The organism is Ignavibacteria bacterium, assembly GCA_013177855.1.
Taxonomy (GTDB): domain Bacteria; phylum Bacteroidota; class Ignavibacteria; order Ch128b; family Ch128b; genus Ch128b.
This window is the reverse complement of sequence record JABLYA010000005.1, coordinates 70,680-91,717: the sequence shown is the minus strand read 5'-3', so window position 1 is coordinate 91,717 and position 21,038 is coordinate 70,680. Positions and strand designations below refer to the sequence as shown.

Here is a 21,038-nt window from a genome sequence, read left to right as displayed (position 1 = left end):
TTGATGGTAAATTGTGGCATGGTTAATATGATGTAATTATGACAAATAATGTACAGAAGAAATTAATAAATAAGTTATTGAAAGCATCCTCTGAGATACATAAAAAATCTCTAAGTTCTGGAAGTTTTATTATTACAAGTCCACAAGTGGCGGAAATGTTAAATAATGTTTTAGAACAATTAGAAAAAAGAAAAATGAGAGAGAAAAAAATAAAACGAATAATACTATATGAAAACATTGATAATAGTGATATTGATTCTACTTAGTAATTTATCATATTCACAAAAAGTATATACAAATAAGTTTAAAACACTTGGAAAAGAAAAAATAACTTTTTCAGAATTTTATAAGATGACTGAAGTTAATCAACCAGAAGTTGCTAAATATCTTGTACCAAGACTAAAACGTAAAGAACCTAATGACTTACTGTTACACACAACAGTAGGTTACTTTGCTTTTGCTGGTATTCTAACTCTTAATCATTTTTCTGAAGAATGTAATTATAAAGGAGAAAACAACAATAATAAAGCATATATCGCTCTATTGAGCGGATTAACAATAACATATATAATTGTTATTAGCATTAATTAATTTTCATTTACAAATTTAATATATAATAATGTTTGGTAAAGAAAAAAAATAAAAACAAAGTATTAGTAAGGGTTTGTATTGGTTGTATATTACCTCACAACGCCAAACTTATAGGTGATGGTGAATACCAGTATATGAATCCAACAAAAGGTAAAGTAACTGAGCATTATTATGATTACGAGATTTATGAAGATGATTTAGAAATCTTCTTAAAGGTAAATTCAACATTATTAATAAAATATCAATTATTAGATGTTGAAAAAGAAGTAGAAAAAGAAAACAAAAAACCCTACAGTAACTAGTTGGATAAAAAAATAATAAGTTAAATGAAAATTGCAGCAATTGGTGATGTACACGGAAGAAAGATTTGGAGAGAGATAGCAGAAGATGCCATTAAAAAAGTTGATAAGATTGTCTTTCTAGGTGATTATGTTGATCCTTATCCTATAGACGAAAAATACGAAAGATTTAATAAAATTAAAACTTGGAATTCATTTGTAAATGAAAAAAATTACATACAAGGCGAAGAAAGTTTAAGTGATGAAGAATATATCAAAAAAAGGTATGGTCTTACAACAGACTGGGAATCAGGTGATGAAAATCTTAGTGATGAAGAATACTATAACAAATACTACAAAAAGAATAAAAAAATAAATAAACCTGAGAAAGAAAAGAAAGCATTGGATACCGATAATGAAGATTTAACAACAATAAGGAATGAAGATGGTGATGAATTATTGAATGATGAAGAATATCTTTTAAAATACTACGGTGATTTACTTGATAAGAAAAAAGTTAAATATATTTATCCTCCATTTAAACAAACAATAGCAGTTTTAGAAGAAATAATTGACTTTAAACAAAAAAATATGGATAAAGTCATTTTAATTATTGGAAACCATGATGCACACTATTTATATGATGAAATATATTATTGTTCAAGATATGATAATAAAAATAGTCATAAATATAAAGAATTATACAGAAAACATAAAGATTTATTCCAATACTGTTATCAATATAAAAATACACTATTTACACATGCTGGTATAACAAATGGTTGGGTCGATTTCTTTAATGCTACATTGTTATCATTTGGTTTAAAAGATGATTTTTCCAATATTGGAGAAGTTATTAACAAAATTGGTGAACACAAACTATCAAATATAATAATAAACGTAGCAAGTAAAGCAAGAGGTGGTACATCATTGTATGGTGGTCCAACTTGGGCTCATTTAACTGAAACAGAAAAAGACTATTTGAAAGGTTTCCACCAATATGTTGGTCATACGATGGTTAACCATATTTATACTGAAAAAAATGCAAGAATACCAGGTTCTATAACATATTGTGATGTCCTTGAAAATCCTAGTCCAAATATAAGATATAATTATCATATAGTCAGTACATAATTTTTTTTATCTATAAATTTAGTAATTTTGTATATTAAAATATAATAATATGGAAATTTTTAAACCATCAATAAGATCATTAATAAATACCACATTTAAAAAGTGGAACATTCGATTAAGTATCAACGAAATATACGAAAAGTATAGTGAGCCACAGAGATTCTATCATACAATTGAAAATCACATAGCCCCAATGCTTGAAAATATCGTTAAATTCAGCAAAGAAATGAAAATGGATAATGATATGCTTGAAACTCTGATAGTTACAGCAATATTCCACGATATTGTTTATAATCCAAAATCAAAAACTAATGAAAAAGATTCAGCAAATTTTTTACTTTCAGTTGTTTATGAAGTAAATGATAAAGTACAAACTGTTGTAGATACTATTCATATGACTAAAACTCATAATTTTTCAAATAAAATAGAAGAATTGTTTTGTGTTTTTGATCTTGATATACTTACAAAGAGTTTACCTGAATTATTAAAATGGGAAGAACTCATTTATAAAGAATTTGAATGGGTTAATTGGAAAGATTACAAACGTGAAAGAATTGAATTAATTAAGAAAATTATTGAAAAAAGAACAGAATTACCAATACAGGTTAATTATACAGGTTTACAAGATCTAATTTATATTATTGAGAACAAACAACCTAATATTGCAATTTATGCTGGTTCTTTCAATCCTTTTCATTTAGGACATATGAATATTTTAAAAAAAGCTGAAAATATATTTGATAAAGTAATAATTGCTAAAGGTAGAAATGATAGTAAAGAAATAAATGAAATAATCTTTGAAGGAGAATTCAAAAAGTTACAGAACTTATTTCCTACAAAAGAAATTTTAACTTATAGAGGTCTTTTAACAAACCTACTCAAAGAACAAGAGGGAAGAATAACTCTTATTAGAGGTCTTAGAAATGGTTTTGACCTTGAAGCAGAAAATACTCTAATGTGCTATATGAAAGATTTGTACCCTGAGTTAAAAGTTATTTATATACCTTGTGATAGAGAATTTAAACATATATCTTCATCTGCTATCAGAAGTCTTGAAAAATATGGCGATGATATAATTAGAAAATACTTACCGTAACAGTGTTTGATAAAAAAAAGAAAAACCTTCTCAATGAGAAGGTTTTTATTCACCCCTCCGAATGAGGAGCCGACTCTAAGGGATTTTTAAGAGTCTTTCTTACATCAGCGTTTCACCCATTTGAAAAAGTGAGGTCGTAGTTGGATTCGAACCAACGGTTTTACGGTTTTGCAGACCGTTCCTTTTGACCACTCAGGCATACGACCAATTATAGATTCTTTAAAATGAAAGGTTTTCATTTAACAACCTGTCGGCAAATTTTACAACTAACCAATTAAGGATAGCGTTCATTACACCGTTTCCACCATTGACATAGTCAGGCTATCATGCCACTTTCAATTCAAAGAACCTATATACAAATATATAATCTTTTTATAAATTAAAAAAATTATTTTAATATTTTTTTGCAATTCGATTTTTAATTCTTGTCTTTTTGATTTTTTAAGACATCTGTTAACATCTCTTGCTTGTTGCTTTGCTTTTGAAACCAGTACGCTCGCTGGTATTTGACATCCACGAAACTTTTGCTTCCAACAAACTTCAAAACCATTTTGTTACCTTGACAGGACTCGAACCTGCGACCTTCCTACACGGACGCTCTACCAACTGAGCTACAAGGTTTCCAAAAAACTCGTTTACAGAACAACATTTAGAATTATCTGCAGATTCATTCCGTAATGTTGGTTGCAACAATTCTGTAAGGAGTTGTTTTGCAGTGCGTAAGGGACTTGAACCATCGACCTCCTGCGTGACAGGCAGGCATTCTAACCAGCTGAACTAACGCACTATCCTGCGGTGTATACTGGAATCGAACCCGTGAGCTCCTGAGTGACAGTCAGGAATGATAACCACTTCACTAACACACCTTTTGCGGTCCTAGAGGATTAGAACCATCGTTTTATGGCGTTAAAAGTTGTACCGATAACTGGATTCGAACCAGTGCGTACCCGTAAAGAGTAACATCCTTATGAGGAATGTGCAATCGACCACTCTGCCATATCGGTTTAAAACCCACAATTTTGGTTTTGCAGACCAAACACCTTATCATCAGCATTCTGGACGTATCGCTCTCCAAGTAGGGATTGAACCTACGACCCTCTGCGCTTAACAGGCAGACGCTCTACCACTGAGCTACCGAAGAATAATGTGCGGGCATGGTAGGACTCGAACCTACAACCTTCTGATTAACAGTCAGATGCTCTACGCTATTGAGCTACACACCCATTTTATTTAAAGAACTTGCGGGAGAGGAAGGATTCGAAAATTATCTTACTCTCTGTTGTTCTCTTACCAAATAAGAGAAGAAGATTTCTAGAGAGATGGTGGAGTGTAGATAAGAAATATAACACTCGCATCACAGGATTGAAAGTCCTGTATCCTCACCAATTTAGACGAACCGACCAGTTGTAGGCTTGGGGGGAGGGGGGAATTCAACCACCTCACTCAAATTACTCCCTACGAGTTAAGATTGTAAGTCCCGTAGTGTACCAGTTTCATTTTGAATGTATTACATTCAAGCCTATTGTGCCAGCCGAGGGATTCGAACCCCCTACTGCTAAGTCCAACTACGACAATTTGTTAAAGTAGACCTGTTTTACAGACAGGTGCCGTTAGACTGGCATATCGTTGTGAGGGAGGGATTCGAACCCCCGAACCCAAAAGGGACCTGATTTACAGTCAGGCGCGTTTAGCCACTTCGCTACCTCACAATTTAGTGGGCAGGGAGGGATTCGAACCCCGAACTCCGAAGAGAGCGGTTTTACAGACCGACTGCTTTGAGCCACTTGCATACCTACCCAAGTTTGTACTGTGTACGGGATTCGAACCCGTGAGGAAGTTTTACCCTCCTACCTGCTTGAAAGGCAGGTCACCTAAGCCATTCGTGCAACACAGCATAATTTTAAGTATTTTAAAGAACGTTTTTTTTCCATTTTTAATTTGTATTACAAAATTAATACAAAGTTTTGAAATAAAAAATTATTTTTTAAAATTCTTTTCCACTTCGTCTGGGACACGGTCAGCACATATGAACCAACGACACTGACTATTTCAACTGGGTTCTACGTGCCCAAAACATTTTGGATTATTAGCCATTCTAAAAAGGATTCGAACCTTTTCGCTGCCGCCCTATTGTCACCCATACGGGTTATCGTCAGGCAGAGTGCCCATTACACTATGAATGTCTGGTGTTTGCAACCACCGAGGTATTAGAGTTAATTACTCTCTAAACTTTGTAGCGGGAGCAGGATTCGAACCTGCGACCTTGTGGTTATGAGCCACACGAGCTGACCACTACTCCATCCCGCAATGTAGTTCTGTAAGTGGGATTCGAACCCACGACCTCCCTGCTCCACGCAGGACATTCTATCCGTCAAACTCCTACAGAAATCACCTCAACTGATCAGGAAGAGGCTGGCTACTCGCATGTTGCCAACTGATCAGGTTGGCTCACTTTCGCACACTTTAATTTGGTCTGTTTAAGTATTTAAAGAACCTGTGATTGAAGAAGGACTTTCACCTCCTAATGACTGACATAAATATTCAGTTCATGTTTTAATGTGATAAACTATTCAATCAAATCTTTTACAAAATTACAACAATTTTCCGAAATAAAAAAAAATAATTTTGAAAATTTTTGTAATGTACTCGGGATGGGAGTCGAACCCACACGGGCATTACTGCCCACTGGATTTTCTTACTACTATAGTTTTCACTACCAGGATATCCTGTTTGTAGTCTGGACTTTACCTTCAACATATCTTACGACTTAGTTGCCTGCCATCAAGTCTCTACACCTTCCTGTTTTCAGGCTTGGCTCGGTATTGCCATTTTACAGGTTTCACCGAATTTGACAGGTTCTACATTCTAAATTTCTTCAGAAGCACTCAAATTTTTATTTAAGTCCAGCGCGTCTACCAGTTCCGCCACCCAAGCATTTCAATAAATAAAAGAACTTTATTGTTTCAATTTGATATTACAAAGATAATATGTTTTATTTTAGTTCATAGTGCCTTATTCCTATAATATCCTACTATGATTCGTGGTTCTTGCCACTACTAAGAACGTTTCTCATTTGTTTTACAAAGATAATTCATTTTTTTTTGAAATAAAAAAATTATTTTGTAATTACATAAAAATTTCTGAACTTTGTATTAAAACACGAATGTCAAAGAACTTTGTAGTCCTGGACGGATTTGAACCGACACCTTTACAAGGTTTGAGCTTGTTGCCTCTACCGTTGGGCTACAGGACCGTTTAGATATAGTTTCTACCCAGTCTGCGATGGATAACTTTTTCATGTTACAGTCTCTTACTTATTTAAGGTAAGTGAGTTTATTACTCTACACCGACATCTGGTCTCTTATTCAGTAATGCAAACCTTTACATCACATTCTATATCATCATTTAATGAACTTGTTGTTCTACAAGGATTCGAACCTTGACTCTATCCTCCAAAGGGATATGTGCTACCGTTACACCATAGAACAATAAAACTCCGATTCTCAAAGCGTCCTAAGAGCGATACTTGTTAGTTCAAGTCAACCTTTGCACATCTAATCATATAGAAAAGAGAGGTGTTTCTCAAACAATTTGATTTTTTTATCAAAAATATCTTTTCTCATATTAATTGATAAAAACCAAATTATGATACTTGGTGATAAGTATATATCAAATATTTCAAAAATTCAAAGAACATTTTTGTACCTTCGGTGGGACTCGAATCCACACGCCTTTCGGCACTGGTTTCTAAGACCAACCTGTCTACCAATTCCAGCACGAAGGCATTTTTTCAACATTTAAAAGAACATTAAACAAAAAAGCCAGTCATTTGTTTGACTGGCTTTTAAGTATTCTTATCTAATAATTAAATTATTTCATATTAGACATAGGAAAGCCAGTCTCACTTTTTAGTAAGCTACATAACTGTTGGAGTTGATATGTCATTCCTATTGTCATCGAATTTAGTATTAATTTAATTTTACTTATATATTAACTCAAAAAAGTCAATTTTTTCCATTTTTAATTATTAGTACAAAATTAGGATAAAGTTTTAAAAATAAAAAATTATTTTTTCATAAATTTTAATTTTAGTTTCGCTTTATCATATTTTGCAAGTGTTTTCTGATATTCATCTTCAAAACGCAAAGAAGAAGTATCTGAGTATCAAAAACATTTAGAATATGTTGAATTTCTCAGAAAAAGAATGTTATCTGACAATTTTAAGATTTTGCCATAATTTCCATTATTTATATTTTGGAAATTACTATCGTGAATTTCTTTAACGCCACCACCTGATTTAAGTTCAGGAACTTTTACAAAATTAATATATTTTTGTGAAATAAAAAATTTTTATTTCTTTTTCAAATATATTTTCTGTGATTGATTGTCTTTTCTACCCCATTCATAACCTTCATTCCACCATTTTATCATTTGTTCTTTGTCAAACATTAATGAATTATCGGTTAATTTATATGGAGTATATCTAATTCTTAATTTAACATCTTTGATACCAGCATTTAATTGAGCAATTAATACATTTGATTGTGAAATATGTTCTTGCATTATATCTATTGTTCTCATAAGGACATCAAACATATTATTTGCTTCCCATTTACTTGTATCGATTTGTTCTGGTCTAAGAACAATAACATCAATTTCATCAGCACCGCAATCAATTGCTTTTTGAATTGGTACATGCATTAGAACACCACCATCTAAATATCTTGAATTGTATATATCAACAAAATCCATTGCTAATGGTACTGATGTTGATGCCCAAGTAAAATTAACATAATCTTCATATGTACTTGTTTGATTATAAGCATAATCTACTGTACCATGTGTATAATTAGCAGCACAAGCATAAACATCTTTTTTCATTTTTCTTACATTATAAAAATCTTGTACTGTATACATTTGTTTAATAATTTTTATAAGACCACCAGATTCACCTAATGATGTTTTACCTTTTATAATTCGCCAAGCTGCATTAAACATATTAATTTTTCCTTTTTTAGTAAAAGGATCAACTGTAAAAATGTTTTTATTACTTACACTAGTGTAAGCTTCTTTTAATCTATTCATTTCTTTTAAAGGTGTTAAAGTTATAAGTAAAGAGCCTGTTGATGTACCAACATAAATATCCCAATCATATCCACGTTCTTCTATCATTTGTTGAATTAAACCTCCAGCCCAGGCACCTTTTGCACCTCCTCCAGAAATTACAAGAGCGCGTTTTTTATTATTCATATTATTATAATTATTTTACTTTTATATATTAATATATAAACATATGAAATATTTACACACATATGAAAACCATAAACTTTCAAAATTTATACATAAAGTAAAAAAAGCCAAAGAATTTGCAACAAAAGCTCATAAAGGAATTTATAGAAAAGGTTTTGATGATAATGGAGAAAAAATACCTTATATTATACATCCTGATTCTGTTGCTAAGATTGTTCATGAAGTTGAAAATTCTGAACATATTGCTCATTTAATTGCAGCAGCTTATCTACATGATACTGTTGAAGAAACAAATGTTACATTAAAAGATATACAAAAAGAATTTGGTGATATAGTTATGCAACTTGTAAACGAATTAACATCAGACAAAGAAAAATTAAAAATATCTGGTAAAGAAGAATATCTTATAGATAAAATGATAGGTATGTCAAATTGGGCATTAGTTATTAAATTAGCAGATAGACTTCACAATGTGAGTGATTTTAAATCGATTATGGCTGGTAATAATGAAAAAAGAAAAAAGTGGGCAAAGGAATATGCACAACAAACAAAAAATATTATTGAAGAATTGGAGTGGTATAGAGATTTGTCAGATACTCAACAAGAACTTATTAAAAGAATCAAAGATAAACTAAAAATAGTCACTGAAGAATAAACTTTTAATTTTTTTTCATATATAATAAGAAATTAAAATCTGTATTATATGAAAATAATGAAACTTGGTGAAGAAATTCGTAAAGTAAAAGAAGAACAAGTAGATAGTTACTTGTCAAATGGATGGAACTATTGTTCACGATCTGAATGGAAAACAAAGATTAGAGATCCTGAATTAAAGTTAAAGAAAGTTGAAGACAAAAAAAGTGAACAAAAAGAAAATAAAAATAAAGGTAACCCAAAAGGTAAAGCAAAGAAAAATAAAGAAAAGAAAAAATAAGATACTTGACTAAGTAAAGAGAAATATATAAATAAAAATATATTTCTCTTTTTTTATGCAAGAAATTATAGGAAAGTTAAAAGAATTATTGAAGAATGAAGATTTAAAATACATAAAAGAAATTATTAGATCAATTAAAACCGATGTTAAAAAATTGGATAATCTTGATAACGGTTCAATATTTGTCGATAAAAATATTTTAGACAAAGAACTTCAACAAATACTTGATACTAAAAGTTTAGACAGAACAAAACATTACATTAAAATATTACACAAGAGTTTAACTGAATTAAAAGTAAATAAAATCAACGACATTAATCTTAATAGATGGAAAGAATACCAAGATATATGGACAGAATCATTATGGTTGATTGATAAGAGAGATTCATCAGGCGCTCATTCAAGTTCATATCATGGAAATTATGTTCCTCAAATACCACAACAGTTTATTAAAAGATTTACGAAAAAAGGTGATTGGGTTTTAGATACATTTCTTGGTGGTGGCACAACGCTTATAGAAACTCAAAGATTAGGTAGAAATGGTATAGGTATTGAGTTACAAGAAGATGTATGTAATATGGCTCGGTCTAATATCAATAAAGAAGAAAATAAACACAATGTAGTTACAAATATAATTTGTGGTGATAGTACAGAATTAGATTATAAAAAAGAATTAGAAAAAATGGGCGTTAATAATGTTCAATTGGTATTATTACACCCACCATATTGGAATATTATTAAATTTTCTGATAATAAAAAGGATTTATCAAATTGTTCAGATTTAGAAACTTTTATAAAAATGTTTGGTAAAATAATTGATAAATCCACTGAAGTTCTTGAAAAAGGAAGACACATGGTTCTTATAATTTCTGATATATATAATAAATCAGAATGGGTGCCACTAGGTTTCTATTTAATGCAAGAGGTCTTAAAAAGAAAATATAAATTAAAAAGCATTATTATTAAAGATTTTAATAATACAAAAGGTAAAAAACAACAAACCAATATATGGAGATACAGAGCTATGGTTGGTGGATTTTACATATTCAAACATGAATATATATTTTTGTTTGAAAAAAAATAATAAATTATAATGGAAAATAATATCGAAAAAAGATGGATAGCAAAAAAAATTGGTCCAATAGGTGAATATAAAGAAGAAGTTACATATGGAAGAATATGTGAGTTAATAATATCACCAAATTTCATGCAAATGATACAAAGAATGCAAGTTGGTGAAATAATTTTTTATAATGAAAAAAATATTGAATTCCAGCGAATTAAATAATTCTGAAACCATTATATAATCTATATTTTTAATTAAAAATTTTTTTGAAAATTTTCTCAAAAAAATATTATTTTTTGACCAAAATTTAATATATAAAAATAAAAAAAATATATATGAATAAAATCAAAACAAATGAATTAATTTCTAAAGGATTTGAAGTAAAAAATGGCAAATGGTATTACAAAGGCAATCCATGTATAATTGATTTTTATGCTGATTGGTGTAAACCATGTAAAACACAAGACACAATTTTGAGTGAATTAAAAAAATATCATAATGATGTTGAATTTTATAAAGTTAATGTAGAAGAAGAATATGAATTAGCGGAATTATTCTCAATTAAAAGTTTACCAACAATTATTGTATGTGGAAAAGATGAAACAAAAACATTTACAGGATTCACAACAAAACAAAAAATTGATGATGCAATTAATAAAGTTTTGTAAATTAAATAAATTTTAACATTAAGCCAGTTTTAAACTGGCTTTTTTTTATTTAAACAAATTAATATAATATAAATATAAAAATAAAAATATTATTAAAAAAATGTTAATTAGTTATTTTGGCGGCAAAAAAATACAATCTAAGTGGATATATTCACAAATCACAAAAGATATGAAAAAAAATATAAAAACTTTTACAGAAGTTTTTGCCGGTGCGTTTTGGGTATATATTAATAATGATTTTTCTTTCTGTAATAAAATAATTTACAATGATATAAATATTTATCTTACAAATTTTTTCGCCTGTATTAGAGAACCAAAGTTTATAGAATATCTCAAAAAACAATATGAGCCAGGTAAAATATTATATTTTGACCAAAATGTTAGTAAAGACCAGAAAAAAGTTTATGAACACAATTATAACAAATTCAAGGAGATATTTATGCAATATCGACAGGAATTGTATAGAGATATGTTGGGTAAAGAAATAAAAATAAATATACCTGATATTGAAATAGCTTTTAAATATGGTTTTATGTTAAGACATGCTTTTTCTGGAATACCATCCGAAAAAATTGGATTTTCTTATTCAGCATCTTCATACAAAGAAGGTAAAAAAGCACCAGAACCAAAATCACAAATATTATTAAGAAATGTTAATAATGAAGTTATTCAAAACAAACTTAAAAAAGTAACTGCTTTTGAAACATTTGATTTTCAAAAGCATATAGAAAAATACGATTCAAAACAAACATTATTTTATGCAGATCCACCATACTATAATCACGAAGGTGATTATTTTAGAGGTAATGAACATTTTGGTTTGAGTGGACACCAAAGATTGGCGGATACACTTAAAAGTATAGACGGTAAATTTATATTATCTTATTATGATTTTGAGGGTTTGGATAAATTATATCCAAAAGATAAATTTTATTGGAAAATAAAAGAATTTACAAAAGCAACAACAAGTATTAAGAAATCAGATGAAAGTAAAAAAGGTGCAGAGATATTAATAATGAATTATCAACCAGAAGAGAAACAAATTGAAAGAGAAATTGATGTAGAGAATGATAATTTTTGGTCTTAATTTTTAACATAAAGTGTTGCCATTCTAACAATTCTTGTATAGAAATATTCCCAAGATTTCTTAAATTTCTTATCGTAATATTTAAAGAAAAGCAAAGGGTGATCAAACATTTGTTTGTTTATCCTTTTAATATCAAGTAATGTTTCTTTAATTGTTAAAGCTATCATATCATCAAACATTTTTAACCAATATCTTATTACCAAATCTTTTACTGAATTTTTTTCAAAATCATTTTCAGTATATATTTTTGTTTGTATTAAAACTTCTTTAATATCTTCATCAGACATTTCAAATTTTATATTATTGTAAAAAGAAACTGGGTCAAAATCTTTAAGTTTTTGCATCTCTTTCCAAGCATTTGAATCCTTAACAACAGACCAAAAATAATTATTATCAATATTTTCTAAATCTTTAAAAATATAATTTATTTCTGTAACTCTTGCACTACTTTCAAACGTTAATGCTAAATAACACAATGATAGAAATTCATAAAAATCATTTGATATTTGTGAAAATTTTGAATGTTGTAATTTTTGTTGTATAATATTTATAGATTTTTCAGGAAAGTTTGTTTCACCAAAAGATATTCTATTAAAGAATTCGTAAGCATGGTCTAATTCATGTGATAATGATTGTCTCAATTTTAATGTGATTTCATAATCATCCATTAATAATTCCATTGTTGTACTATTATCCTTATCTAAAACTGTATTTGGTAAATATATTTGTAAAAATATTTCAGAACCTTTCAAATAAGTACCATCAAAATCAGCATCTTTATCATTATAATAAGCATCTGTGTCAAAAAGATAATTTGTAAAATCTTCTTCTTTTAAAATTATTATAGATAATTTTAATATTAAATCTTTAAGTTTTAATTTATTATTATTAGATATATAATTACTGATTAGTTTGTTAGATTGTTCTGGTTCTAATATGATATCAGCATGCCATACTTTTATAAAATCATTATTTATTTGTATTACATCTTTAAATTTTTTAGGATTTTCTTTTATTATTTTTACAAATCCTTCACATTGTTTTATTATTATATAATATATTAATTCCCACCATTCTTCTATATCATCTGCCACTCCTAATTTTTCATTTATAACACTTTCATTTACTTTGTCTATATTATTGATTATATACTCATTGACTTCTGTTATAAAGTTATATTGTGGTTCATATTTGAGATTATTAAATTCTTCCTTTATATTTTTATATAAATTTGATAAACCATCAGATATACTCGTTGCTTTATAAAAACCATGTGTAAAATTAATATCATATTTTGTTCTAAAAATATTGTCTATAAAAGTCATAATAGGCATTTTAAAAACATAATGTTCACCTTTTTTAAAAATATCTATTTCTGTTTTATCTTTTATTGTTTTAAAAATGAGTTTTATTTCAGTTTTCATTTTATCTGGAAAAATATTCTGAACATAGGAATTGTATATTTCTCTTACTTTAGTTGACCAATCTTTAAAATGTTTAATTTTGGAAATAGTTTTATTAGATATTATTTTCGCAATAGTAGTGTCAGATTTGACATATTTCATTATTAAATCAAAATCATAAAAATTTTTTAATAATAATCTATAACATTGAATGCTGTCAAAATTTGAATGTGGTGAAAGTAGTAATTGAAATCTAACCTCATTTCTTAATAATTTTAAACAAAAATTACAATCAACAATAACAAAATCTGAATTAATTTCTAAATGACCATCAATTTCAGGATATGAAAATTTTCTACCAATAAGAATATTTATGAGGTTATTTATATTTTTATCATCTTTATTTTTCCATATTATTTCAAATAAATTAATTGTTTCTAATTTTTTAAAAACATCAATATTATCTTTTAATATGATTTTTCCGTGTTCTTCATGAATATAACTTATAGCATGTAATTCTTTGTACCATTCTTTTGCTTCGTCAAAAACATTATTGAGTGTTTTATATTTTGACAAATCTATATTACCTTGATGAATTGGTGATTTTATCCAATCCATAATATATGGAACTTTAAAACCAATTGTAAGAATATCATCATAATCATAATATGTGTCATCTAATTGTTGGTCGATAAAACTTTCAAATTTTTCAAATTCTTCATTATATGATTTACCAGTTTCTATGTATTTTTTAAAATTTATATAGAAATTTTCATTTTCTTTTTTGGCTTGACTAAGTATTTCATCTTTAACAAGATTAGCCAACCAAACTAAATATTTAACACCTTTTGATGTTTCTGTATCAACAATTTCTTTGATTAAAAAATTAATAATTTTATCATTTACAAGAAATTTTTTTATTTTTTTCACAGCATCAGAAATCTTTTTTTCTCTGCTAGACGATTCATTAATTTCTTCTAAATAATCTAAATATAATTTGCGTTTTTCATTTCTGTTCATATTTAACTATATTTTTTCTAACCACTTAAAATAATCTTCTTCATCCATTTCTTGGATTAAATAGACCTTGTAATGAATAAAAGGCGTTTTCGCAAAACTGATCAATTTCATAATGAAAACCTTCTAATTCTTCATAAATATTTTCAAAATAACCATACAAATAATCTGAACCTTTAAAACCTATATATCCTTCATATTTTTATCTCCAATATACAAAGTTCCGTTCCATCTTTGGTGTGCACCATAATTTGGTTCATCATAATTATCAACATCTTCTACATTAGTTAAAACAAGCTTTGCATTATAAGGACCAATCTCATCTACGTATTCTTTTTTGTTCATTTCTTGTTGGATATCTTTTGTAGATTGACCTTTAGAAAACTTATCAAGATATTCTTTTTCAAGAGGTGATAAACTATCCTTACCTGATGCAAACATTTTATCAAGTATATTGTCTAATATTTTATTTTCGTATGTTTTTAAAAATTTCATATTTTTTTTTTCATTATATCTTGTATAGTTGTTTCATTAAATTTATTAATTTTAATAATTCAAAATTATTTAAATCATAATATCATATATCTTTCTTTTATCAGAACCATTTTTAAAATCTTTTTTATCTATTAAATGTGTTCTATTACTATTAAAATCATTTACTTTAATCCAACCTTTTTTAGTTTCACCATCAATATCTATATCTGTATATTGATAACCTTTTATTTTACATTCTATTTTATCAACATCATTTTTAACAATAATATAATCAACTACATACAAAACAGGTTCACCTTTTTCATTTTTTGTAACTGCTTGATAGTCGAATGATTTTATATTTGATTTTGATTCATTTATTTCTTGTTTAAGTTTTACTACGTCTTTTAATTCAACATCACCTTTCATAATAATTTCTGATTCATCACTACCGATAAAAACTGCAACATCTTCTGGTTTTACTTCAGCAACTAAAAGAGTAGGATTTTTTGTATATGATGGTTTAAATTGATACCCACCAGTAAAATAGAATTTAGCAAATCTCTCACCTTGTTCTATATTTGAAGTCCAACAAGTATATTTGTCCTTATTTTCATAATAATTTGGGTCAAAATCATTTTTTATTCCTCTGTAAATTGTTATTTTTTCAGGAATTTTTCCAAACATATTATAACAAGTTTTAAAATTCCATTCTTTAATATTTTTACTTTTATGTAATTGACCAAGTATTTTGTCATCACAACATTGGGAATTGAAATGTTTTACAATTATATCACGAATTCTATCAAAATTTTCTTCTAATTTTGGATGTTTTTTCATATATAATTCATACGGTGTTCTTGATATTGTATATCCATACAATCCTTTAATATCATATTCTGTATAATCTTCACATTTGATCACAGCTTCCTCAAAAGTATTTGCACCAAAATATTCGTCAATTATTTTCTCACATTCTGGTGTTGAATAATAAACACCATTTTCAAATTTAACACATTCAAATTTTCGCATAGCATTTTCAAATGTTACACCCATTCGTTTGTCCTTTGCCCAGTCTTTAGACTTCATTTTACCTTTATAAACATAATGTAAAAAATATAACCAACAAACTTCTCTTACCATTTAGTATATTTTATTTTCTTGATATTTTAATTGTCTCCACCAAAGGGGATTTTTACCATCCCATGCGGTTAAATCAGAAACCCAACCACGCCCCCAACCTTTCTTTTTCAATTCTTGTTTTTCTCTCCAATTCAATAAGTGAATGGCTTTTTGTTCTGAGTCATCTTCTATGTTCCAAGTATTTGATAAAAAATCTTTAATTGGTATAAGAGCATACCAAAAATAACTTTTATAAACATAATATTTTTTTGCTAACTTTTTATATTCTTCAGTTTGTTCAAATTCAGAATTTTTACTAATAAATACATCAATTCTCCATTCACCATCAAATAAATCTACTTCAAATTCTTTTCCTACCATTTTAAAAACCTTTTCAATATTATTTATATATTCTAAATTCCAAAAAGATATAATTTTTTCTTTTAAATAAACTCTTCCTTCTATAGCATTATTATATGGTATACTATAATAATCATATACTTGTTCATGTGTTTCAGATTCAAAACCAATATAAACATTATTATTGTATATCAAAAATGGAAATACATCAGAATCGTTAAAATCTACTTCTATATTACCATCTATATAAATACCATCACAAGTTTCAAATTTTTTAAATTTTGTAATGATGCTCTCTTGATATTTTGCCTGTCTCCAAGCTAAAGGATTCTTTGAATCCCAAGCAGTTAAGTCACTTCCAAACCCTCTACCAAAACCTTTTGCTTTTAGTGCTTGTTTTTCTGACCAATTTGCTAAGTGTGGAATCATTAATTCTTCTTTATCTCTTTCTTTAGAACCAACATAATCTGATAATGGTATTAGAATGGTGTCTGTATCCCATTCTATATTATTTGGATCATATAAATCTTCATCGAGGACTTCTATTAACCATTCTTTATCAGAGAAATCGATATCATCAAAATAATGTTCTTTTTTTTCATTATTTTTATCAATTATAGTATATTTTCTTTCTTCTTTACTTAAACTGTTAAAAGTATCTTGAATATCTTTTAAAACTTGTGGTAATTTTTCAACTGTAGGGTATTTCCAAAATGAAATAATCTTTTGATTTATCCATAATCTTCCAGGAAAGTACATTCTTAGTCTACCATCATTTTCCTTAGTACCCATTATATCGTTATGTGTTCCAAAATTGATTAACATTTTACCACTTTCATCATAACCAAATGCAAGAGCATCAACATCACTAAAATCTGTTGATACATATCTTGGTTTAGATGCATTCACAAAGTCAGGATTTTCATATTTCTTTAAGTATTTCATTTAAATTTAATTTTTTTATACTTACTATTTCTATCTTTTTTTGATTTTTGACATTTATTTCTTCTTCCAAATAATTTTTACAGAAAGAACCCATAGATTTTTCAAAATCAATATTATTTGGTTTTATTTTTGCCGTTATTAAATAAGGTTCGTAATCATCTATATCATAATCATCTATATCAACAATTATCATATCTTTTAAACTTCTTATTAAATCTTTTGCCTTATCTTCATCATGTGTCCAATGCGAACCTAATTCTTCTTTATTTAAATATTTTAAATCTGGTAAGAATATGATTCTGTAAATATATCCACCTTTATTTAAATTAACTAATATATTATAGAACCAATTAAAATCTTCTCTGGCTCTTTCTTCATCACCACCAAACTCAGAAATTAAGTGATCTAAATTATCTGCTTCTAAATCTTTCTTTTTCATTTCAAAAAGTTCTGGAAAATGACATTCATTAGTTCTTTTAATTTCTTCATATTCAATTTCATATCCTTTACTCTCTTGATATTTAGCTTGTCTCCAAAATAATGGATTCTTTGAATCCCACGCAGTTAAATCAGAACCCCAACCTTTACCAAAACCTTTTTTCTTTAATTCTTGTCTTAATTTTACATCACTATGTGACCTCATAATATCTTCATCACTAATAACATATTTCTTATATTCACCACTTACAAAATCTGTTATAGGAACAAGTGCCAGCCAAGTTTTCTTCATATAATATGTATAATAACCTTTCTCATTAAATAATTTTACATCACTATCATTGATAGGTAAATCAATTCTCCATTTTCCATCAAAAAAATTGATACCATTTTCCCACTTACTTAATTCATGTTGTATTTTTTGAAACAATTCTTTAAAATCACCATCATAATTTTCTATATTCCAAAAACCAATAACTTTTTCTTTTAAGAATATTCTACCTCTTAATAATTCATTTGAAGTAGAGGTTATTTTCATATCACTGTGTGTTAATCTATCTGCACCAAATTCTATATCACCATTTTCAAAAACAAAAAATGGAAACACGTCTCTATTGTTATAATCTGTATAACCTAATTCTGTGTTTATTTCATCACAAAATTCTTTTATTGGTTTTAAATATTTAAAATTCATCTAATCTATTAATTATTTCTTCTGATAATGTATCTGAATCTATTATACCATTCCAACCATAATATGGAACTTTTACATCTATTAATAAATCTTCATTATCACTAGGTATTGAATTTATAATATCTATTATAGAATGTGAATCTTGTAAATCATCACCAGATGCATTAATAATATCAATAACATACTCAAAATTTAATTTGAAATGTAAACCATCTTCAAACCACCAATTTTTTTCATCTTTTTTTACAAGAGGACCAATTTTATTCTGAATTGCATTTATTACGGCATCCCTAGCTTCATCTTCATCAGCCAAACTTTGAGCCATCGAATAAGAACGATCCAAAATTTCTTTTAATCCATCTAATTCATCACAATAAGCTGTTACATTCTTTTTATTTTTCAACCAATTTCTTTTTGAACCATCATCTAATAAATCAACAAATTTTATAAAAACGCCTTCTGGTGTTTTTATTAATATATCTTTTTCTTTTTCAGAATATTCCATATTTTGTTTTGATAATATTAATTCATTACTATCACCATCTTCTATATTATATACCATGACACAATCTCCTTTTTTATCAATAATATTAATAATATCATTAAATACGTATGGTTTTATTTTATCATATGTGTATGTATAATCAAAATCTAAATCATTATAAAAATAAAAACAACTTGTGCCTTCTAATACTTCAATTTGCCAACCAGTTCTATGGTCTCTGTCTGTATTAAAGATTGATTTATCAAAACTTGTCCAATCAGGTACTACAAAATGAATTTCATCATCGACTACTTTCAAATCATTATAATCTTTTGTTAATTCTACTTTTGAAATATGACCACTTTTATATAATTTATATTTAATAGGCAATCCAAGATTTGATATTAATTCTGGATTTCTTTTTTGTAATTGTATAATTTGTTCTAATGATAAATCAGATACATGAAAATCTTCACCAGGCATATATTCTATTGTTGAAAACTTAATTATTTTATCAAACTCTGTTTCTATTTTGACATTTTCACTAACATTTGGATACGAAAGAAGTTCAAATATATATTTATAATACTTTTCTATAGGTTTTTTATTATTTCTACCTTTCATTTGATATACAGTATTGTAAGGACCATTATAATCTATGTTACCTATTGCAGCAGTAACATGAGGTGATTGTTTTTTTCTTAAAGAATATAATGTTTTTCCGTAATTAGTTGTACCACAATGACCCATAGCATCTGCTTCATCTCTTGATGAATCTGTTTCCAAATCAATCCAATAATAACCATCATCAAATGTCATTAAAATTGTACCTGTTTCGTTTGATACTATACCACTTGCTTTCAAATTATTATGCCATTCATGAGCTTTATCATAGGCTTCTGTTAATGTTTTATAATCTGATAAATTTATTTTTTCTTCTCTAATAGGAGATTTTAACCAATCCGATATTACAGATACATATCTATCATATGAATTCTGATTCCATCTCCAAGCCTGATATATTCTTAATTTAATGGCTTCTTCCAAATTATCAGCTAATCCTGCTTTTTTAGCTTCTTCTTTATCATATTGTAAATTAAATTTTCCAGTTTTTAAAAATTCTTCATATTTTGATTTTGGTATAGTAATACCAGCAAAAATAGTAATATTTTGTGATTTTAAATAATTTATAAACATTTTTGATATTCTATCACAAAACCAAATAGTATATTTCAAACCTCTCGTACTATCTTTATCTACAACTTTATCAAATACATAATCAATGATAGGATCAAATTTCAAAAACTTATAAATTTTTTCTCTTTGTTTTTCAAGTTTTTTATCTCTACTTTTACTCTCATTAAGTATTATGAATGATTTATAATTATGTAACATATTTTAATCTTTTATTTTTATTATATAATAATATTCTCTCATAGAATCACAGTATATTTTACCAATTTGCCAATTTGGCTTATTCTTTTTAAAATAATAAAGATATAAATTGTCTCTTTGTTCTTTATCTTTACCTTTTTTACCTCTTTGACCACCTATAAATATATATTTAATTTCATTATTTTTATTTAAATAATCTTCAATACACCATTTTAAAGTAGACATTATTTTATATAATTCACCTTTATTCTGAATTGTAACATCATCATAAGTATAAAACATTTCTTCATCTTCACCATAAAAAGTAAAATAAGAAACCAATATCACTTTATCATAAAAATCTTGTACAGTATCGTCTATAACTTCACAATTTTTTACATCACTTTTTCTAAAATGAAATTCATTCGGATATCTCATAATATTAATAGAATATCTCAAACCAGAATCAGTATTAAATATATAATTGAAAGTCTTTGTGTTAAATGGACCAGGTATTTCTAAATAATTATCTATTTTATAAGGTTCTACAGAACATTCACCAACTTCTAATATTAATAAGTATTTTTCGTATGTGTGTAAGTATTTCATAATTTAATATTATT

Annotated in this window: 19 protein-coding genes and 14 tRNA genes; 11 read left to right on the top strand and 22 right to left on the bottom strand. The window is 27.3% G+C overall.

Annotation, left to right across the window (positions count from 1 at the left end; genetic code table 11):
* Positions 1–38: 38 nt before the first annotated feature.
* The 5 genes from HPY57_13750 (at position 39) to HPY57_13730 (ending at position 3,099) form a co-directional block, all read left to right on the top strand.
* Positions 39–266 carry a hypothetical protein gene (locus HPY57_13750; GenBank protein NPV12831.1) on the top strand — a complete coding sequence of 76 codons (228 nt, stop codon included), beginning with the start codon at positions 39–41 and terminating at the stop codon, positions 264–266.
* Entirely contained in the window at positions 229–591 is a 363-nt protein-coding gene (locus HPY57_13745) for a hypothetical protein (protein ID NPV12830.1), read from the top strand. Before HPY57_13750 ends, HPY57_13745 begins: the two co-directional genes overlap by 38 nt.
* A gap of 134 nt (positions 592–725) precedes the next feature.
* Positions 726–893 carry a hypothetical protein gene (locus HPY57_13740; GenBank protein ID NPV12829.1) on the top strand — a complete coding sequence of 56 codons (168 nt, stop codon included), beginning with the start codon at positions 726–728 and terminating at the stop codon, positions 891–893.
* 24 nt (positions 894–917) lie between these two features.
* On the top strand, positions 918–2,003 hold the full coding sequence (locus tag HPY57_13735) for a hypothetical protein (GenBank protein ID NPV12828.1): 1,086 nt from the start codon (positions 918–920) through the stop codon (positions 2,001–2,003).
* A gap of 49 nt (positions 2,004–2,052) precedes the next feature.
* The gene (locus tag HPY57_13730; GenBank protein NPV12827.1) at positions 2,053–3,099 is read left to right on the top strand and encodes an adenylyltransferase/cytidyltransferase family protein; all 1,047 of its coding nucleotides are present in this window, start codon (positions 2,053–2,055) and stop codon (positions 3,097–3,099) included.
* 131 nt (positions 3,100–3,230) lie between these two features.
* Here HPY57_13730 and HPY57_13725 read toward each other — a convergent pair.
* From HPY57_13725 to HPY57_13655, 15 genes are all read right to left on the bottom strand, one after another.
* Positions 3,231–3,305 (bottom strand) — tRNA-Cys (locus HPY57_13725).
* Between the two features lie 351 nt (positions 3,306–3,656).
* Positions 3,657–3,720, bottom strand: a tRNA-Thr gene (locus tag HPY57_13720).
* A 92-nt stretch (positions 3,721–3,812) separates the two neighbouring features.
* Positions 3,813–3,886, bottom strand: a tRNA-Asp gene (locus HPY57_13715).
* A 6-nt stretch (positions 3,887–3,892) separates the two neighbouring features.
* Positions 3,893–3,965, bottom strand: a tRNA-Asp gene (locus HPY57_13710).
* 50 nt (positions 3,966–4,015) lie between these two features.
* Positions 4,016–4,103, bottom strand: a tRNA-Met gene (locus HPY57_13705).
* 63 nt (positions 4,104–4,166) lie between these two features.
* Positions 4,167–4,240, bottom strand: a tRNA-Asn gene (locus HPY57_13700).
* An 8-nt stretch (positions 4,241–4,248) separates the two neighbouring features.
* Positions 4,249–4,322: transfer RNA gene (locus HPY57_13695), tRNA-Asn, on the bottom strand.
* A gap of 403 nt (positions 4,323–4,725) precedes the next feature.
* Positions 4,726–4,808 (bottom strand) — tRNA-Tyr (locus HPY57_13690).
* Between the two features lie 6 nt (positions 4,809–4,814).
* Positions 4,815–4,897, bottom strand: a tRNA-Tyr gene (locus HPY57_13685).
* 7 nt (positions 4,898–4,904) lie between these two features.
* Positions 4,905–4,993, bottom strand: a tRNA-Glu gene (locus HPY57_13680).
* Positions 4,994–5,333: 340 nt separating this feature from the next.
* A tRNA-Met gene (locus HPY57_13675) sits at positions 5,334–5,406 on the bottom strand.
* 872 nt (positions 5,407–6,278) lie between these two features.
* Positions 6,279–6,352, bottom strand: a tRNA-Leu gene (locus tag HPY57_13670).
* Between the two features lie 164 nt (positions 6,353–6,516).
* A tRNA-Gln gene (locus tag HPY57_13665) sits at positions 6,517–6,587 on the bottom strand.
* A 214-nt stretch (positions 6,588–6,801) separates the two neighbouring features.
* A tRNA-Leu gene (locus tag HPY57_13660) sits at positions 6,802–6,883 on the bottom strand.
* A 566-nt stretch (positions 6,884–7,449) separates the two neighbouring features.
* Positions 7,450–8,349, bottom strand: coding sequence for a patatin-like phospholipase family protein (locus HPY57_13655; GenBank protein NPV12826.1), 900 nt, complete (start codon positions 8,347–8,349; stop codon positions 7,450–7,452).
* A gap of 43 nt (positions 8,350–8,392) precedes the next feature.
* On the opposite strand from HPY57_13655, the gene HPY57_13650 reads away from it, so the two are divergent.
* From HPY57_13650 to HPY57_13625, 6 genes are all read left to right on the top strand, one after another.
* Positions 8,393–9,004, top strand: a complete 612-nt coding sequence (locus HPY57_13650) for a bifunctional (p)ppGpp synthetase/guanosine-3',5'-bis(diphosphate) 3'-pyrophosphohydrolase (protein NPV12825.1) — start codon at positions 8,393–8,395, stop codon at positions 9,002–9,004.
* 48 nt (positions 9,005–9,052) lie between these two features.
* Positions 9,053–9,283 carry a hypothetical protein gene (locus HPY57_13645; protein NPV12824.1) on the top strand — a complete coding sequence of 77 codons (231 nt, stop codon included), beginning with the start codon at positions 9,053–9,055 and terminating at the stop codon, positions 9,281–9,283.
* Positions 9,284–9,338: 55 nt separating this feature from the next.
* A complete protein-coding gene (locus tag HPY57_13640; protein ID NPV12823.1) occupies positions 9,339–10,367 on the top strand; it encodes a DNA methyltransferase in 1,029 nt (342 codons plus the stop codon).
* Positions 10,368–10,376: 9 nt separating this feature from the next.
* The gene (locus HPY57_13635; protein NPV12822.1) at positions 10,377–10,571 is read left to right on the top strand and encodes a hypothetical protein; all 195 of its coding nucleotides are present in this window, start codon (positions 10,377–10,379) and stop codon (positions 10,569–10,571) included.
* Positions 10,572–10,684: 113 nt separating this feature from the next.
* Complete coding sequence (locus HPY57_13630) at positions 10,685–11,017, top strand: thioredoxin family protein (GenBank protein ID NPV12821.1); 333 nt, start codon at positions 10,685–10,687, stop codon at positions 11,015–11,017.
* A gap of 100 nt (positions 11,018–11,117) precedes the next feature.
* Positions 11,118–12,104, top strand: coding sequence for a DNA adenine methylase (locus tag HPY57_13625; GenBank protein ID NPV12820.1), 987 nt, complete (start codon positions 11,118–11,120; stop codon positions 12,102–12,104).
* Here the strand turns inward: HPY57_13625 and HPY57_13620 are convergent.
* The 7 genes from HPY57_13620 to HPY57_13590 all read right to left on the bottom strand — a co-directional run bounded on the left by HPY57_13620 (position 12,101) and on the right by HPY57_13590 (position 21,024).
* Positions 12,101–14,527, bottom strand: coding sequence for a hypothetical protein (locus HPY57_13620; GenBank protein ID NPV12819.1), 2,427 nt, complete (start codon positions 14,525–14,527; stop codon positions 12,101–12,103). The genes HPY57_13625 and HPY57_13620 overlap by 4 nt on opposite strands.
* Before the next feature lie 180 nt (positions 14,528–14,707).
* The gene (locus HPY57_13615) at positions 14,708–15,019 is read right to left on the bottom strand and encodes a hypothetical protein (GenBank protein NPV12818.1); all 312 of its coding nucleotides are present in this window, start codon (positions 15,017–15,019) and stop codon (positions 14,708–14,710) included.
* Between the two features lie 69 nt (positions 15,020–15,088).
* Positions 15,089–16,087 (bottom strand): hypothetical protein, encoded by a 999-nt coding sequence (locus HPY57_13610; GenBank protein NPV12817.1) that lies wholly within the window; start codon positions 16,085–16,087, stop codon positions 15,089–15,091.
* A 54-nt stretch (positions 16,088–16,141) separates the two neighbouring features.
* Positions 16,142–17,425, bottom strand: a complete 1,284-nt coding sequence (locus tag HPY57_13605) for a hypothetical protein (protein ID NPV12816.1) — start codon at positions 17,423–17,425, stop codon at positions 16,142–16,144.
* Positions 17,403–18,557 (bottom strand): hypothetical protein, encoded by a 1,155-nt coding sequence (locus tag HPY57_13600; GenBank protein NPV12815.1) that lies wholly within the window; start codon positions 18,555–18,557, stop codon positions 17,403–17,405. Before HPY57_13600 ends, HPY57_13605 begins: the two co-directional genes overlap by 23 nt.
* Positions 18,547–20,436 (bottom strand): hypothetical protein, encoded by a 1,890-nt coding sequence (locus HPY57_13595; protein NPV12814.1) that lies wholly within the window; start codon positions 20,434–20,436, stop codon positions 18,547–18,549. The genes HPY57_13600 and HPY57_13595 overlap by 11 nt, the downstream gene beginning before the upstream one ends.
* 3 nt (positions 20,437–20,439) lie before the next feature.
* Positions 20,440–21,024, bottom strand: a complete 585-nt coding sequence (locus tag HPY57_13590; GenBank protein ID NPV12813.1) for a hypothetical protein — start codon at positions 21,022–21,024, stop codon at positions 20,440–20,442.
* Between the last annotated feature and the right edge of the window lie 14 nt (positions 21,025–21,038).